Below are 17123 nucleotides of genomic sequence, written 5' to 3' on the forward strand. Positions count from 1 at the left end.
CCTTGGCCGCTTCCGCTATGAGTCGGGCGGAGCGAAAACGGCCAGGCCCTGCGTCCACACCGCCCCGCCCTCCCCTGTCCGCGCATGAATTTTCTCTCGCACGCGATTCCCTATTTGGACGATCCGCTGGTCGCGGTCTCGACGGGGGTGCCGGATTTTTTGAGCGTGGTGGATCGGCGCATTCGCGCCCGCGAGCGGATGGCGACCGCGGCGCTTCAGTCGGATGATGTCCAGGTGCGTCAGGTCGCCGGTGGGATTCTGCACCATATCCGCGACGATCGCTGGTTTCACAACACGCCGGCGTTCGTCGAAACCAACTTGCAATTGGCCGTCGGGTTGCGTGATTTATTGCCCGGTGATCGCGGTTTTCGCCCGATGTTCGTCGGTCACATCCTGATCGAAGTGCTGTTGGACGCATTGTGGATTCGCGATTTTCCCGAGATCGCTCGTCGATACTACCGCGTGATCGACGATACGCCACCGGAGTTGGTTCAGCGCTGCGTCAACGAGATCACGGGAAAGCCGACTGAAAAATTGGCCGGGGCGATTCGTCGCTACGCCGAAGCCCGATTTCTGTACGACTATCTGGACCACAACCAGTTGTTGATGCGACTCAATCAGGTGATGCGGCGTGTCGGGCTGGCCGAAATGCCGGATTCGGTGCTCCCCTGGCTCCAAGAAGCCAGCGAGTTGGTAGAATCCCGGCGTGTTCGATTCCTGACTCCGCCGGACGGATCGACGCTTTTTCCACCCCTTCCCTAGGATGAACGATCAATGAAGTACGGCATGAACCTGCTGCTGTGGAGCGGCGAAGTCACCGAAGCAATGTACCCGGTGTGTGAAAAACTGAAGGCGGCCGGTTTTGACGGCGTGGAACTGCCGATTTTCAACCTTGATTTGGACTATGCCGCGATCGGCAAGCAATTGGATTCTCTGGGACTCGGTCGCACCGGTGTGACGATTCGCGGCGAAGAAGACAATCCGATTTCGCCCGACGCCGCGGTGCGTCAAAAAGGCGTCGATCTGACCAAGCGGACGTTGGACCTGTGTGCCGCCGCCGGTGTCGAGACGCTGGTGGGGCCTTATCATTCGGCGATCGGGCTGTTCAGCGGTGCCGGTCCGACCAGCGACGAATGGAAATGGGGTGTCGACAGCATGCGTCAGGTCGCCGAACACGCCGGGCAAGTCGGCGTGCGTCTGGGCGTCGAAGCGTTGAACCGATTCGAGTGCTACCTGCTGAATTGCCACGCCGATTCGGCACGATTCGTCCGCGAGGTCGATCACCCGGCGTGCGGGATGATGTATGACACCTTCCACAGCAACATCGAAGAAAAAAGTGTCACCGATGCGATTCTGGCCGGCGGTGATAAACTGTTCCACATTCACATCAGCGAAAACGATCGCAGCACGCCGGGCAAAGGCGGCGTCAACTGGCAAGAGAACTTTGACGCGATCGTAAAAAGCGGCTACGACGGATGGCTGGTGATCGAAGCCTTCGGACTGGCGCTGCCGGAGATCGCGGCGGCCACCAAGATCTGGCGCAAGATGTTTTCCGACGAGATGACTTTGGCCACCGAGGGGTTGGCATTCATGAAATCGGAATTGGAAAAACGTCAGTGAGCTCGGACGATGAATCTGCCGACGGTCCCGACGATGGATCGGTCGTCGTCTTTCTGTCCGGCGATTTGATGTTTGCGTCACGGGTTCGCGCCGCCGCCGAATCCGCCGGGTTGGAATTTCAGCTGGCCGCATCGCTGCCCGATCGAGGCGGGATCGAATTTGTGATCGTCGATCTTTCCACGCGGAGTGGTGCGGTGGACGGATTAATGGATCGCTGTCACCAGGTCTGTCCGGGGGCGCGGGTCGTGGCGTATGGGCCGCACGTTCAAGTCGCACGGTTGGACCAGGCCAAGCAGGCGGGGATTCCGCTGGTGATGACGCGTGGCCAATTCGATCGCGCGCTCGGCACATTGTTCGATCGTTGATCCTTTGTCACGATGACGGTTTACGCTTGTGCCCCGTCAACTTTTAGATTTAGGGTGCCGCGGAAAAGGGGTCAGGTACCAAAAATGCGAAGCACCCTTCGGGGCATTTGTTTTTTGGTACCTGACCCGAATGGCACGGGCTTAAGCCAATACGCTGAGCCGTCGGCGCTAGCCTCGGGCCTTGCCGCCGTGTTAAAGGCGTATCAAGGCCCGAGGCTAGCGCCGTCGGCTCACTAAGCCCGTGCCATTCGTACCTGACCCCTTTTTCCGCTCCGTTGATTTTTCAGAGGAGAGTTTGATGCCTTCGGTTCTTGCCATTGCCGCCCATCCAGATGACATCGAGTACTTGATGGTCGGCACGATGTTACAGCTCGCGCGCCGCGGCTGGGACTTGCACTATGTCAACTTGTGTGACGGTTCGCGTGGCAGCACGACGATGAACCGAGACGAGTGTGCCAAGACGCGTCTGGCGGAGGCGCAGGATGCCTGTCAGCAGATGGGAGCAACGTTTCATGCTCCGATCTATCCCGACATGGCCGCATCGTACACGTTTGAAAACCTGGCCAAGGTCACTGCGATCGTTCGTGCGGCCAAGCCGTCGGTCGTGCTGACCCATTCGCCCTCGGACTACATGGAAGACCACGAGATCGCCTGTCGTCTGGCGGTCAGCGCCGCGTTTTCCCACGGAATGCCGAACCTGGTCAGCGACCCTCCGGTGCCGCCGTTCTTTGAACCGGTCACGGTCTATCATTGTCAGCCGGTCGGAAATCGGACTCCGCTGGGCGAACTCGTGATGCCGCACTTCTTCGTCGACCACTCCGATTTGATCGACAAAAAGGTCGAGTTGCTGGCCTGCCATGCCAGCCAAAAAGAGTGGTTGGATGAGAGCCAAGGGATGGACAGCTACCTGCAAACGATGCGTGACATCAACGCCGAGACGGGCAAGATGAGCGGCAGGTTTGAATACGCCGAGGGTTGGCGAAAACACCTGCACTGGGGTTTCTGCGGCCCCGACGATGATCCGCTCCGCGCGGCCCTGGCCGACGTCATCGTCGAAGGCCAGACCCCGAGCTAGCGAACCGCTCCAGTGTAATACCGCTGTCGCAGCTGTTCTCCCGTGAGCGCAGCGAACCGCATTGGAGCACGGGGCAGCCGGAGCGGCTGAGCCAATACAATGAGCCGTAGGCGCTAGCCTCGGGCCTTGCCGCCCTGTTAAAGGCGTATCAAGGCCCGCGGCTAGCGCCGTCGGCTCACTAGGCCATTCGGGACGGCGGTTGATTCACGCCCTACGCCGCCGGAGACAAAAAAACTTGCCGGGCTTGCCGGTGAGGTTGCTGGTTTAGTGCCCTCAGTCAGGTCATCACGCATTCGCAGCATGCGTCGAAGCTCTGACAAAGCGATGCAGTCGATCAAACCAATTCGGCGATCGGTTCGTCTTCTTGGATCGGTTCACAATCCTGTCCCGGCATGCACGGATCCTCCCCGAGCACAACGGCGAACGGGTAGGTCGCTTCGAAGCTCGCAAAAACCTGTCGCATCACGATCAGCAGTGGCACTGACAAGAAGATCCCCGGCAATCCCCACATGAATCCCCAAAACGCGACTGCAACAAGAACAACCAGTGAACCGACTTTAAGCGTCTTTCCCAGGATCGCCGGCGTCACAAATTGCCCTTCGACGGCGGTGGTCAACCAAAAGGAAGCAGCCACCAATGCCACATTGGAAAAAGAGTCGAAGGTGGTTCCGGCTGCGATAAGAACGATCACCGTGCCTGCAATCGGACCAATGAAGGGAACAAAGTTGAACAACGTCGCCATCGCACCCCAGAGATAGGGCGTCGGCATTCCGACCAACCACATGACTCCAGTCACTGCGATCCCCAATGCGATGTTGATCAGGGTGATTTGGCCGAGGTACCTGCCGACATTGTCCTGGATGTCCGTGATCGTCTCAAGGATCTGATCACGCTGTTCTTCGTCCGGTAAAACCATCAAGATTCGATTCAGCAGGTCGTCTCCGTTACAGAGCATGAAAAACGTCAGCACACCGATCGCAGCAATGAAAGACAGGACATGGCCGGTTGTGTTGATCAGGTACGACGGGTCGACAATGTTTGGTTTTTCAACCGAAACCGTGACTTCGGTCGCCTCCTCCCGCAGCCCAGAGGTTGCCGTGTCCAATTGCTGTTCGGCTCGATCGACTGTGGTCAGCGGTTCCGCGACTTGGCCGATTTTTTCACGGAGCCGGTTGACACTCTCGGGCGCCTCGGACAGCCACTGTTGAAGAGGAGCGTACAGAAACGTGGCCGCGATTGCGATGATCGAGAAAAACGTCAAGATGATGATTGCGGTAGCCGTCGTTTGACTCAGGTGCAGTCGGCACAAGCTGGCCACAGCGGGGCGGAGCGTCAGGTACGCAATCACCGCGATGGCCAGTGGTATCAGCAGGTTACTGGCGACATAGATGGCACCAAGCAACAAAATGACCGCAATGCAAATCACCCACGGCGAAGTGGCTACCGAGTCCAATTCGCGACGCCAGCGAACCCCACTCGAGAAGATGTCATAACGGGGCGGTCGTGAATCATTTGTCGTTGGATCGAGTGATCTGTCGTTCATGGTTCAACGTTCCCCGATATCGTTGAACGCGTCCGTTTTGAGATCGTCATTTACCCGGCGCGTCTCAGGGTGGAAAATTTCTTTCTTTGATCGTCGACGCAAAAAAACGTCTGCCGGTGACGTGGGACGCAAACCGCGTACCGGCAGCCGACGAAGGTCGTCGTCGGCCGACCTTACCTAGGAACAGGTGTCCCACGACTTCATCCTGGTTTTTCACTTGGCTGCTTGCCGACTGGCGTCAGGCCGAACAACGCTGCAGATGTACATCGACAACCTGTTCCGGCGGTGTCGTTTCCATCAGCCTGGTCGTTCTCGGTTCAGCCGGGCGTCCGCTTGCCCCGACCGGTGCCCTTTCGGCCTGTTGATTAAATCGTTTTCGATGAACGAACAGCACAATACGAGGAGCGAGACGCTAGCAAGGGGATCTGCTGCGCCCCTTGCTAGTGCTGCGGGCTTGTGAATCGGCAGGCCGCTTTTCCCCAAGCATGGCTGCGACTGGTTCGAACCACCTCGCCTCGCAATGCGGGCCGATCCGACAGAGACGATGGTCGAACGAGCAGCTGGTTTTCCGACGGCAATTGCATCGCGAGTGACCGATCAGCGGTGTTCGCGGTGGTTGTCAATCTGTTCGCTCGACCTGCTGCTGGCTCCACCTGCCCACGCTCTGTGGATCGCTGCGGTTTTGGCACAGAGATTGCAATCGTCGTCAGGCATCAGAAACGCAGGTCGTCACCCGGCGCGTGCCGCATCGGTGGGGGCTGTGAACCCGATCTCAAAATAGGAAGCACAATGAAATCCTTTCTCACTCTACTGACTGTTGCTATCGGATTGACCTTCGTCGGCTGCGATGACTCTGTCTATGACGAGCGGGCGGAGCAGGTGCGTGACAGTTCTCAGGAGGTTGCCGCGGAAATCCGTGACGGCTATGACGCCGCAGCGGAGAACGTCGAAGAGCGATACGAATCGGCTCGACCGGTGCTTGAGGAATCCGCGGAGGAAAAGGCCGAGCAACTTGAAGAACGCGGCGAAACGATTGCCGATCGCGTCGAAAACGCTGGTGAGGCTCGAGCCGATAACCTCGAGGAGATGGATGACAACGACGGCGAGACGGTCGACGAAGTTGAATGATCACCTCGGCCCCGAGCTTGACCGAGGGGCGAGTGATCACAGCGATACGACTCGAACGTCACGTAGTAGCAGCCGGCCTTCACGCCGGCTGCTTTCTCTTGCGCCCTTGCCGCTCCGATGAGTCAAAGGTGGTGCGAAATCGTGTGCGATAGTCGCGAGGCGTCATGCCACGAAGCTGCCGAAAGCGGCGATTAAAGTTGGAGAGGTTGGCAAAGCCTGACTGATGGCAAATCGACAGAACCGAATCGTCGGTATCGGTCAGTAAGCGACATGACAAACCGATCCGCAACTCGCCGATGTAGGCCGAGGGTGTGCGTCCGGTCGATTGCTTGAAGAACCGACTGAACGCCGAGGCATTCATGTCTGCCAATTCAGCAAGCTCGCGCTGGCTCAAGTCCGGATCTGAAAGATGCGAGGCAATGTGATCACAGATAGATTGGATCCGCGATTCGGTCGCGTCGCTCGCTGCAGCCCTTTGGGTGACGCAATAAAGCTCGCTCGTCAGTGAGACAGCGTCCTTGCAACGTGAGAGCCCATCTAAGATCTTCAGCAGCCCGATCAGCCGCTCGGCTCCCGTGCAATGCATCAGCGATTCGATCTGCCGCCCGATTTCGATCGCCATCGGCGTTGGAAACCACAAGCCGCGATCGGCCCGTTGTAATAAGCAAGCGATGTCCCGCATTTCGTCGGTGCCGAAGAACTCGGTTCCCAGGAAGTCGGGGTGAAATTGGGTCACGAGGGCGCGATGCCGGTCGTACTGTTTGCCACGATACTCGTCGGATGCCCAGGTGTGCGGTAGCTGGGATCCACACAGCACCAGATCGTGGTCGGTGTAACTGTCGATGTGGTCGCCGACGATGCGTGAGCCGGAACCACAGGGGATGTACGTCAACTCGATCTCCGGATGACGATGCCATTTCACCGGTGATCGAAGCCGGGAGCGATCGAAGCACCGAAACGATTGGCCACTCGCGGGCATCAGTTTTTCGTAGGACGGTTTCATGGCATGACTCGCGAGAAGAGCCGGCGAACGCGCACAAAACACATCAATTGGCGCATGAAAAAGCATCTCTTGGTTATCCAAAGCCCGTGGGCGCACAAATAATACCAGGATTGGCATCGCAGGGCGAGGAAACCTTTGCCCGGGACGACAGAATGGTCCGGTTGCACCGTTGATGTCTTCCGACCACCCAGCCTTGGAAACCCGTAGGACCACCAAAGTGAGCCAATCAGACCGACGTACACTGTTGCGCAACGGTAGCGTGGTTGCGCAACGGTAGCGTGATGTCCGCTGCCCTGATCACCGCCACGACCACCTCGCGATGTTTGCACGCAGCGGACGGGGCTTCGGACGACCCCGGCCGAGAGATCCGGATCGGTCTGATCGGTTGCGGCGGACGTGGCACCGGCGCGATCAATGATTCACTCACGATCAACGACAAGGTGCGTTTGGTTGCGATGGCAGACATTGACCGTTCCAAGTGCGAACGGACGCTAGCCGGCATGTCACGAAGACACGGTTCCAAGGTCGATGTGAAACCGAGTCGCATCCACGTCGGGTTGGACGGATACAAAGAGGTGCTTTCTGATCCCGAAGTCGACTTGGTGTTGATCGCGTCGCCGCCCGGATTCCATCCATCACACACCTTGCAGGCGACGCGAGCCGGCAAGCATGTCTTCTGTGAAAAACCTTCCTGTGTCGATCCTGCCGGATACCGCATCTGTCTGGAGGCTCACGCCGAGGCCGTCAGGCGACAAACCGCGATCGTGACCGGGACGCAGTATCGGCGTCAGGTCAACTACGTTGGTGCGGTCGAGCAGATTCGCGACGGAGCGATCGGTGAGATCATTGGTGCTCAAAGCCGATATTGCTCCAACGGCATCTGGTACAAAAATCGCAAGGAAGGCGTGAGCGACACACAGTACCAGCTCGACAACTGGATGCACTTCACTTGGCTTGCCGGCGACCAGATCTGCGAGCAAGCGGTTCACAACATTGACACGATGAATTGGGTCATGGGGGCGGTTCCGCAAACGGCGTTCGGCAGCGGTGGCCGGTTCACCCGCCCCGATGACAGTGAAATGTGGGACAGCATGTCGATCGACTATGTCTATCCCGGCGACCGTGTGTTGTCGTTCATGTGTCGCCAGATTCCTGGCACCAAGGGCGACAATGGAAACGTGATCTACGGCAGCAAAGGAATCGCTTTCATCGGTGCGGGAAGCAGCGGTTCGCGGATCGTCGACCGTGACGGAAACGAGATCTGGTCCATGAAAGGTAGCATTGCCGACGCGTACAAGCAGGAGCACAAGGATTTGGTCGATTCGATTCGTGCCGGTCAGCCGATCGTCGAATTTCGACAAACGGCGGAGAGCTCACTGACGGCCGTCATGGGCCGCGTGGCTGCCTACACCGGCCAAGAGGTGAGCTGGGAGTTTGTTTCTGAGCAATCAAAGCTTGACCTGTTCCCCCCGCATCTGGATTGGAATGGAGACCTGCCTGAGCCCGCATGCGCCGTCCCGGGTAAGACCAAGTTGATTTAGCCGTTGACGAATTGAATGTAGAACCGCTGTCCCAGCTGTTCTGGTGTGAGAGCGCGGCGAATCGCATTGGAGCGCGGGTCAGCCGGGGCGGCTGAGGGGGAACAATTGAGACAATTGTTCTACACTGGTTTGGGTGAACAATTGAGACAATGGTTCGACACGGTTGCGTTAGCGGAAGCGGAGTAGTCGGTTGAGGAATCGGGTGGTGCGGCCGAGCAGGGAGATCGGTTCGGCGGTGATCCTGGCCGACACGTCGGCTCCGGGTAGCAAGGCGTCTTTGGCGGCCGAGTCTGATGGGGCGAGTTCCACGCGGACGACGTAGGAGGTTTCCAGCGGCGTTTCGTGCTGCACCGCCCGCTGGTCGTCGTGTCGTTGCCGGTTGTCGTCGACGGTCCATTGTTTCGAGGAGATCTCGGCGACAGAGCCGATCAGCGGATGTGCGGGATCGGATTCCAGGACCAATTTGACGTCGTTGGAAACATTGATTCGTTGAACCTGCGTGGCTGAAACGATCAGTTCGACGTCCCAGCGGTCGTCACCGATCAGGGTGAATAGTTCGCTGCCGGATTCGAGAAAGCAACCGCGGTTTCGCGGCTCCGTCGGATCACCGCTCCAGCCCGCAAGCGTTACGTCGGCGTCTTCGTTGGCGGCCCGCGACGTGGTCGCCAGTTGCTGCGACGGCGGACGCTTGGGGGGCGCGATCAATCGCCCGCTGGTGGACGCGTGAATCTTCAACGCTTCGAGCCGCCCGCGGCGTGTTTCCAATTGCCGTTCCAATTCGACGAGCGTGGCTTCGGCGACGGGCAATTCATTCGCCGCGTCGGAGATAACCAAGCGGCTGGATTTCAGTGCGTCGACCAACGCTCGCTGTGACGCCACCCGCGATTCGGCTCGGGAGTATTGGCGAACAATCTCGGGGTTTTCCAGCGTAGCCACCAGATCGCCTTGTTCAACGCGACTGCCAGCGGTGGCCAGCAGATGATCCAGATGCCCGGCAGTGCCAATGTAGATCGGAGTTTCGTCATGGGGCACGATGCGACCGGTCGCCGATTCACCGGACGGCAGCGGGATGCTTGCGATGACCAACAGGATGGCCAGGACCGCCCCCGATTTGATCACGTGATTCATGTCGATCCGTCTCCTTTGTCCGGGATGACTCAAGAAGGAAATTGGGGCACGAAGGGCAGAGTAAAACAGGCCGCCGATTGCCAACAGGCACAGCACCTGGCTGACCGATTCCAGCCGGTAAGGACGCAACATCGTTAGCAGCAACCAGAGGATCAGCAACGTGAGCATCCAACGATAGGCGGCGGCCATCACCGCGTAGACGACCAACCAAAACCGCTCGCGGCCACTGGTCGGTGTGTGATCCGTCGAGGTGATGCCGAGAAATAGACGCGCCGTCAGGCGAGACAGCTGCTGGCGGGATTGATGTCCCAGGTTGGGCACATCGCACAGGTCCGACAACACGTAGTAGCCATCGAAACGCAGCAGCGGATTGGCGTTGAACAGCACCGTGCTGACGCTGCAAACGAGCATCACGTTCATGGCCACATGATGGATCAGTGACGGCCCCGTCGACGCCCAGATTAGCGTGGCGATCGATGCGAGCATGATCTCTGTCCCGATGCCGGCCAGTCCGACCGCCGCACGCGCGAATCGATTGGGCAGCATCCACGAGTCGGAGGTGTCGCAGTACAACGCGGGAGTGAACACCAACAACATCGGACCCATCTGATGACACTCGCCGCCGAAATGTTTACAGACAACGGCGTGTCCGAGTTCGTGCAGCACCTTGGTAACGCTGATGACGGCGGCCAAGGTGAACACCGCGCGCACGTGTAGCCACTGGTCCATCGCCGGGAACTCCGCGACGAACCGTGGCCACTGAGACGCCAGCGTTAGGATCGCCGCGGCCGCAATCAAAGCCATCACCGTCAATCCGACAACACTCAACAGTGGACGCGCAAACGGACTCAGCCACCGCAACAGCGGTTCGGGGTCGACGCCCGGAAACCGCAGGAACAGCAGGTTTGCCAGCGGCTCTTGGATCCGTCGGCGTCGATCCGCATCCCGTTTTTCCAACAGTCGATCGCCCTGCCCTGCCCTGTCGGAGACGGCCAATCCGAGTCGGTGAAAGAGGAACAGCAGTTCGTTGAGTTGGGACAGTGACAGTTTTGTCGGAGGGAAACGCGCCTCGTATTGCCGCCGCAGTGTTTCCAGCAAAACACCGGGCGAGAGTCGTTCCAGCACGAACCATTCGTCGTCGCGCAGACGGTGATACTTCATCGCGACGGGGTCTTTGACGACCACCGCCGAATCGTGTTTGTGAAAGGTTTGGACGACGACCAGGTCCGGTCGTTTGCGAAGTCCGGTCGGCGTGTTCGCGGCGTGATGGTGGCGGCGGGGGCGAAGCGTCATCGGCGTGGTGTCATCGCACGTAGAACAGCAGGTTGCGATTGACAAAATCGGCGACGTCCCCGAACCAGCTCGCCAGCAGCGAGCGTCGTCCGCAGTGGATTTTCGCGGTCGCGTCGACACCGTTGTGGGCACCGGCCGACGCAAAGACTGGGTTGTCGCTTGCGTGAACGCTTCGGCTTTGGGGATCAACGCTTGCTTCGGCGTCGATCACGGTGCGGCCTTGGTCGTTGCGTCGGGCGACACCGGCGATGGAGTCCAGTGTGGCCGAAAAGGTCGACTCGGGATGCGATGCGGCGGCGAATTCAACCACCAGTTCGCCTTCGACCGCGCGGGCCCGCGTGATTTCGGCGGCGTCCTGGTCGGGGATTTCAAGACGCAATTGCCAGGGGCCGTCGGTGCGAACGATGCTGAGCAATTGATTGCCCCGGCCGACGGGCCGTCCGGACAGTTTGCGTTTCAGTTGCCACGCCGCGACAACGCCATCGATCGGGGCGGTGATTTCAAGTTCGGCGAGTTGTCGCCCGACCAGTTCCTGTTGGCCTTGAAGATGATTCAATTCGCTTTGCAGTTGCCGCTGCTCGATCGCCATCCGCTGTGACAGGTTTTTATCCGTGGCGGGATCGAGCAACATCGATCCGATCGATGTCAGGCGTTGCAGTGTCGTTTGGATTTCACCGGACAACGATTCGGCTTGGGTTTCCAAGTCCGCGTTCTCCAGACGCATCAACACGTCACCCGCGGTGACCGGTTGCCCGTCGCTGACGAAGATCTGTTTGACGATGCCATCGGAGCGGGCGAAAACGTTTTGTTGTTCTGCCGGTTCGACATACCCGGTCGCGATGATCTTATGGTCAACTTGGATCATGCTTCCGGCCAGCAGCAAGGCGGCGGTCGCAAGCAATCCGAGAGTGCTGTATGGAAGACGGTTTCCGCCGAACCAATCGCCGAGTGTTTTTAACACGCGCAGGCCGAAGATTCGTTGGTGTTCGCGGGCGTTGGACAGTGCGATCGCGGCTTCGGCAGCGATGGCTTTGATTGCGGGGGTGATCGGTACGCGGTCGGCATCGGAAAATGATTCCAACAGCAGCATGGCGATCGGTTCGGCGTTGCCACGATCGTCATCGAAAAACGAGGACGGCATCGGTTCGGCCACGTCGGATGACTCTTGACTGCGTCGCCCTTTGCGATCGGGGGCGGAGGGTGACGGTCGGTAAAGCGGCACGATCGAAACCGAAGCGACATCGGTTGCTTCCAGGTAGTGATCCAACGGTTCGGCGATTTGTGGCGGCAGTGGTTCGGCCGTAGGCAGCATGATCGGGCGACCGAGGGGCAGGACGCGCGCGGCCAACGTCGCTGCGGCCGTGATCGCGTTGGCTCGTCGGTCGACGACCGCGACGCCGCTGACCGCTTCTACCCGCAACCGGCTTCGGCGAGACACCACAACCGTGACCCGATCGAGTGAAAGCAGTCGTCGCGTTTCGTTGGCAATCCGATAGGCCGTGCCCGTCAGGTCCAAGTCATGGTGGAAGTGACGCAGTGCACGCGTGCCGTCGGAAAGACTGATCGTCGACGGAATCGAGTCGCTTGCACGATCGTTGCTGAATCCTTCCAGCGCGGCGCGGCAGCAGCGGGCGTGATCGGCCAATCGCTTCAAGTCGCGTATTTGGGTGGCAGTGTCGGGCAGTCGATCGTTGCAGTAGATCAGCAAGGCCGCACAGCGATCGCTTTGGGGCAACAACTGGATGTGCATTCCGCGGGCTCCGTCCGGCGAATCCGAAGACCGCGTCGGGGCAAGCGGGGTTTCAGTCGCCGATGTTCCTTCAGCCAACGAATCCGCGGCCGCGCGACGCAGGGGCAAATCGCAGGCGGTGGCGGCCGATCGGCTGGACGCCAGCAGGTGGTCGATGAAGTCGATGTCAAGGCGTTTGGCAAAGTCGGCGTCCCGGGCCAACATCATCGGCCGGGGCCAGTCGGGATGCGTCAGCGCGATCGCCGCCAGCGAAAACGTCTCGGTCCACAACGCGGCGATTTGCTGCAGAAAGTCCGTCGGGCTGGTCGAGCGAGCCGCGATCGAGAGCACGGTTTCCGAAACCGGCGAATCGGCGCCCCGATCTTCCTGAGACCTTGGGGGCTGGTGCGGCGGATCGCCAGAGGGGGTGGTGGGGGCCGTGGCGCCGTCGGATGGTTTCGAAAAGCTCGTCACGGGGCGTGGCTGCGTCAATCGCGGGTTGCTGGAGGAAAATGGATCCGGAAGGTGAAACTAATCGGCCGATCGCAAAAGACGCGAATCCCCGCGTCGTGTTCCGCCCTGAATCCTAATCGGGGGGGCGGTGGGGCGGAATGTTCGGATCGCGAGGGAGCCTTCGAAACGCAAAAGAATCGGAACTTACCGCCGCTGCTGTAAGGAGGCGATTCCCACGGGGTAGTCATCAGCGGAGGAACGTGCCGACTGTCAGTCTCGGTCCGGTCGCTATACTGTTTGCACGATCGCACGCTTGGTTTTTTGCGCCGTCGCTGCCGGTGGCCGAGTGGACCGAACTCCAATACTGAGACAGACAGGGTGAGCGATTCTCCTGTGACGCGAGCGACGCTCCTGCTGCGGCTTCGCGACGCCAACGATCACGAAGCCTGGAGCGATTTTTTGCGGGACTATGGCCCGATGTTGTATCGGTTCGTGCGCAGTCGGGGACTGCAGGACGCCGATGCGGCGGATATCGTGCAAGACGTCTTTCGCCGCGTCGGTTCGGCGATCGGGCGGTTGGAATATGACAAGGAGAAAGGCGGATTCCGGTCCTGGTTGTTCACGATCACGCGGAACCGCTTGTACACCTATTTTGAGAAGCGAAAGAAAGCCGGCCCGACGGGAAACGACACGGCTCAATTGGAATTGTTGTCCCAAGCTGCTGACGGTCGCAACGAACTCAGCGAGCAGTGGGAATTGGAACACCTTCGTTCACTTGCCGCGATCGCGATGAAAACCGTAGAAGAAAACTCGGATCCCAAAACCTGGTCGGCGTTCCGGATCACGGCCGTTGAAGGCCGATCGGCGGCCGAGGCGGCCGAGGAGTTGTCGATGAGTACGGGCGCGATCTACGTCGCCAAAAGTCGTGTGACGGCGCGTCTGCGAGCGGAAATCGAGCGACTGGAACAAGAAGAGGAAGCGTGATGACAGTTTCTGCGTGCCCGACCAAGGCACAGTTGAAGGCGTTGGTCAGCGGTTCAATGCCAGACGCCGAGGCGAGCGGCGCGACCGAGCACATCGGCGGATGTTCCGATTGCCAAAGCGCCTTGGAATCGGTCGCGATCTCCGGCGGTTCCGGCGTCGCCGGGGGTGTCACTGGGGGCGTCCCCAAGGATGTCCCGATCGAGGATTTGGTCGGGCAAGCGGTCGGTTCGCTGCCGCCGACCGATTCGGCGTACTGGAAAGCGGTCGCGGCGGTGTCGGGGCAGTTTCAAACCCAGGACACGCCCAACGTCGATGCGAACGACACGAACGAGACGTTGGCGGCACCGTCGCAGGCTGCCGCCGTCCAGTCTTCCGAAGCGTCGGATCCGGACAACACGCCGACGATCGAAGCGGCCAGTCCCGTCGCGTTGCCCTTCTTGAAAAAGTCGGACGACCCGGCCTACATCGGGCGGCTGCATCATTTCGAAGTCTCGCGGGTGATCGGCCGTGGCGGCATGGGGATCGTGTTGGAAGCTTTCGACACGCACTTGCAGCGCAACGTGGCGATCAAAGTGCTGAACCCCGAGTATGCCAAGAACGATGTGGCCCGTCAGCGGTTCTGCCGTGAAGGCCGTGCCGCGGCGGCGATCTCACATGAACACGTCGTGGCGATGCACCAGGTCGCTCGCGAGGACGAAGGTGAAGTCGCGTTCTTAGTGATGCAGTACATCGATGGCGTGACGCTGGAAAAACGACTGCAAGAACAGAAGCCGCTGCCGCCGAACGAGGCCGCGCGGATCGCGATGCAGATCGCTGCCGGTCTCTCGGCCGCGCACGAGCGCGACATGGTTCACCGTGACATCAAACCGGCGAACATCCTGATCGAGCGGGGCACCGAACGAGTCAAGTTGACGGACTTCGGGTTGGCCCGCGCGACCGATGACGTGCGTTTGACCAAGACCGGCATGGTCACCGGAACGCCCTTGTACATGTCACCCGAGCAGGCGACCGGAGCGACCGCCGATGAAAAGAGCGATCTGTTTTCGCTCGGCGCGGTGCTGTACGAAATGTTGACCGGCGTGTCGGCCTTTGAAGCCCCGTCGATCGTCGGGGTGATGAAACGCATCATGGACGAGACGCCGAAGTCGCCGGCCAAGTTGAACCCCAAGATCCCGTTGCCGCTGTCGGAACTGACGATGGCGTTGATGGACAAGAACCCGGCGCGTCGGCCCGAGTCGGCGGCGTTGGTCGCCGAAACGCTTGCCGAAATCATCTCCGGCTTCGGCGCCGTTTCGCCCTTGCATGTCCCCGCGGTCGCCAAGACGGCGGGAAAGGCGCGGCGCAGCGGTTCGCATCGACTGGTCTCGCGCAACACGCTCCGCGCCACCTGGGCGGTCGGGCTGATCGGTGTGGCCAGCCTGTGCGCGACGATCCTGTTTTTGGCGACGCGCAGTGAACCCGATGGCGTGGTGCAAGCCGACGTCGGCCCCTCATTCCCATCGACCGTCTTGGCCGGCAACCCGGGAACGGTCTGGGCGGTGGACTTTGACCCGAGCGGCAAGAAAGTGGTCGCGGCGATCGAGGACGGCAGTGTGCGTCTGTGGGACGTCGCCAGTCAAAAGGTGTTGCGCAGCTTTGATGCCCACCGCGGGATCGTATGGATGACTCAGTACCATCCGACCAAACCGATCGTGGCCACCAGCGGCAACGACGGGATGGTCAAGTTATGGGATTCCAATTCGTTGGAGCTGTTGCAGGAATGGGACGCCCACAGTGCGGTCCGCAACATCGCCTTTTCCCCCGACGGCCGACGGATCGTGGCCGGCGATCACGATGGTGTGATCCATACCTGGGACATCGACTCGGGGCGACCGCTCGCCAGCGTGACCCAGCCGGGATCCATTTACAGTGTCGATTGGTCAGCCGACGGACGCCTAATCGCGTCGGTCGGTAGCGACAAGATCGTGCGGATTTGGGATGCCGAAACTCTGGAGACCCGCCAGACACTGCTCGGTCACGAAGGTCCGATCTACAACGTCAAATTCGCACCCACGGGAACCCAAGTGGCGACCGTCGGCTGGGGCAAGACGATTCGGATTTGGGATACGGCGACGGGGTTGGAAGAACGTCAGCTGGAAGGCAGCAGCGGCGACAACTGGAGCGTGGCGTTTTGCGGGGATGGGACGCACGCGGTTGTGGTCAGCCAAGATGGCATGTGCCGGATCTGGGAGTTGGCCAGCGGAGAGCTTGTGACCACGCTGTCCGGTCACGCATCGGCCGTCCACAATGTGTCGCTGGATCCGGTCGCACACCAGATCGCCACCAGCGGCCGCGACGGAACCATCCGCGTCTGGGATTTGAGCGAGCTGAAGGAATAGCGGTTGCGACGCAGGATGTTGGTGGGAACGTTCTGAAAGCCCGCGGATAGCAGCGCGAACCCACGGATCCCTGGCCGTAACCCATCCGTGGGTTCGCACTGCCATCCGTGGGCTTTCTTTCCAGTCTCGTTCTAAGGATTCCCCTTGGAACGCTGTGGAAAGCGAAGCCCCATTCTGCGCCGGTCGACGGTCTGTGCCGCCAGTTTATCCGCATGAGATCGGCCAGATCATCCGATTTTAGCGAACGGTGATCGTCATCAAGATTCCAGTCGCGTCGTCGGATTGCGGTTCCAAGATCACCGTGACGGAGTGGTTCGGGGCGTTGCAGACGAAGAAGGTTTGTGTTCGTTTGCCGTCGGTTCGGGATCGCCGATCATCAACCAGATAGACGGTGTCGTCGACTTCGCGTCCGAGCACGAACAGGCCCTCATCGAATCGCTGGTCGAATCCACATCGATCGGCGTAGTGTTGCCACACTTTGTCATAGGAGGCCTCTGCGTGTTGGACCAATGTCCTGATGCTTCCAGTCCGACCGCGACCGGAATAGCCCGTTTCCGGGTACCTCCAATCTTGTTCGACCTGTTCCAGCAGCGTGTCGTTGCGAACACGAATGGATTCTTCGGCGGCCGGAGCTGCCGCGAGAAGTGCGACGACAAGGCAGCTGGAAATGAGAAGCAAGCGTTTGGGAAAGTTGAATCTCATGATCGATCTCCAAGACAGGAAGTGAACTAGGTGCCCGGTGAAAAAGGTGACCCATGCCAAAGCCGCTGTCGCTGCGAAGTAGCGACCAGGAATCGCCTAAAGGGACCGTCCAGCTTAGGGCGGAGGCGAAACGCGACGAATCCAAATGATCTGGCCGATTGGGTACGAGGTGGTCGGTGGA

At 59.9% G+C, this 17123-nt stretch carries 13 protein-coding genes; 8 read left to right on the top strand and 5 right to left on the bottom strand.

Annotated elements, in window-relative coordinates:
• The first annotated feature begins 84 nt into the window (after positions 1-84).
• The 4 genes from Mal15_RS32280 (at position 85) to Mal15_RS32295 (ending at position 3060) form a co-directional block, all read left to right on the top strand.
• Positions 85-762 carry a hypothetical protein gene (locus tag Mal15_RS32280; RefSeq protein WP_147871492.1) on the top strand — a complete coding sequence of 226 codons (678 nt, stop codon included), beginning with the start codon at positions 85-87 and terminating at the stop codon, positions 760-762.
• 12 nt (positions 763-774) lie between these two features.
• Complete coding sequence (locus tag Mal15_RS32285) at positions 775-1620, top strand: sugar phosphate isomerase/epimerase family protein (protein ID WP_147871493.1); 846 nt, start codon at positions 775-777, stop codon at positions 1618-1620.
• Positions 1617-1985 carry a histidine kinase gene (locus Mal15_RS32290; protein WP_233903160.1) on the top strand — a complete coding sequence of 123 codons (369 nt, stop codon included), beginning with the start codon at positions 1617-1619 and terminating at the stop codon, positions 1983-1985. The genes Mal15_RS32285 and Mal15_RS32290 overlap by 4 nt, the downstream gene beginning before the upstream one ends.
• 298 nt (positions 1986-2283) lie before the next feature.
• Positions 2284-3060: a PIG-L deacetylase family protein gene (locus Mal15_RS32295; protein WP_147871494.1), complete on the top strand. Its 777-nt coding sequence runs from the start codon at positions 2284-2286 to the stop codon at positions 3058-3060.
• Between the two features lie 334 nt (positions 3061-3394).
• On the opposite strand, the gene Mal15_RS32300 is transcribed toward Mal15_RS32295, so the two are convergent.
• The gene (locus Mal15_RS32300; protein WP_147871495.1) at positions 3395-4603 is read right to left on the bottom strand and encodes an AI-2E family transporter; all 1209 of its coding nucleotides are present in this window, start codon (positions 4601-4603) and stop codon (positions 3395-3397) included.
• 789 nt (positions 4604-5392) lie between these two features.
• On the opposite strand from Mal15_RS32300, the gene Mal15_RS32305 reads away from it, so the two are divergent.
• Positions 5393-5731: a hypothetical protein gene (locus Mal15_RS32305; RefSeq protein ID WP_147871496.1), complete on the top strand. Its 339-nt coding sequence runs from the start codon at positions 5393-5395 to the stop codon at positions 5729-5731.
• A gap of 79 nt (positions 5732-5810) precedes the next feature.
• Here Mal15_RS32305 and Mal15_RS32310 read toward each other — a convergent pair whose 3' ends face one another.
• Positions 5811-6734, bottom strand: a complete 924-nt coding sequence (locus tag Mal15_RS32310) for a helix-turn-helix domain-containing protein (protein ID WP_147871497.1) — start codon at positions 6732-6734, stop codon at positions 5811-5813.
• A gap of 263 nt (positions 6735-6997) precedes the next feature.
• On the opposite strand from Mal15_RS32310, the gene Mal15_RS32315 reads away from it, so the two are divergent.
• The gene (locus Mal15_RS32315) at positions 6998-8275 is read left to right on the top strand and encodes a Gfo/Idh/MocA family protein (RefSeq protein ID WP_233903161.1); all 1278 of its coding nucleotides are present in this window, start codon (positions 6998-7000) and stop codon (positions 8273-8275) included.
• Positions 8276-8443: 168 nt separating this feature from the next.
• On the opposite strand, the gene Mal15_RS32320 is transcribed toward Mal15_RS32315, so the two are convergent.
• Positions 8444-10696 carry an HlyD family efflux transporter periplasmic adaptor subunit gene (locus tag Mal15_RS32320; RefSeq protein ID WP_147871499.1) on the bottom strand — a complete coding sequence of 751 codons (2253 nt, stop codon included), beginning with the start codon at positions 10694-10696 and terminating at the stop codon, positions 8444-8446.
• A gap of 10 nt (positions 10697-10706) precedes the next feature.
• Positions 10707-12899, bottom strand: a complete 2193-nt coding sequence (locus Mal15_RS32325; RefSeq protein ID WP_147871500.1) for an efflux RND transporter periplasmic adaptor subunit — start codon at positions 12897-12899, stop codon at positions 10707-10709.
• A 357-nt stretch (positions 12900-13256) separates the two neighbouring features.
• Here Mal15_RS32325 and Mal15_RS32330 point away from each other — a divergent pair, with 357 nt between their 5' ends.
• Complete coding sequence (locus Mal15_RS32330) at positions 13257-13862, top strand: RNA polymerase sigma factor (RefSeq protein WP_147871501.1); 606 nt, start codon at positions 13257-13259, stop codon at positions 13860-13862.
• Positions 13862-16240: a WD40 repeat domain-containing serine/threonine protein kinase gene (locus Mal15_RS32335; protein ID WP_233903162.1), complete on the top strand. Its 2379-nt coding sequence runs from the start codon at positions 13862-13864 to the stop codon at positions 16238-16240. Before Mal15_RS32330 ends, Mal15_RS32335 begins: the two co-directional genes overlap by 1 nt.
• A 237-nt stretch (positions 16241-16477) precedes the next feature.
• Here Mal15_RS32335 and Mal15_RS32340 read toward each other — a convergent pair whose 3' ends face one another.
• Positions 16478-16942: a hypothetical protein gene (locus Mal15_RS32340; protein WP_147871503.1), complete on the bottom strand. Its 465-nt coding sequence runs from the start codon at positions 16940-16942 to the stop codon at positions 16478-16480.
• Between the last annotated feature and the right edge of the window lie 181 nt (positions 16943-17123).

Source organism: Stieleria maiorica (assembly GCF_008035925.1).
Taxonomy (GTDB): Bacteria; Planctomycetota; Planctomycetia; order Pirellulales; family Pirellulaceae; genus Stieleria; species Stieleria maiorica.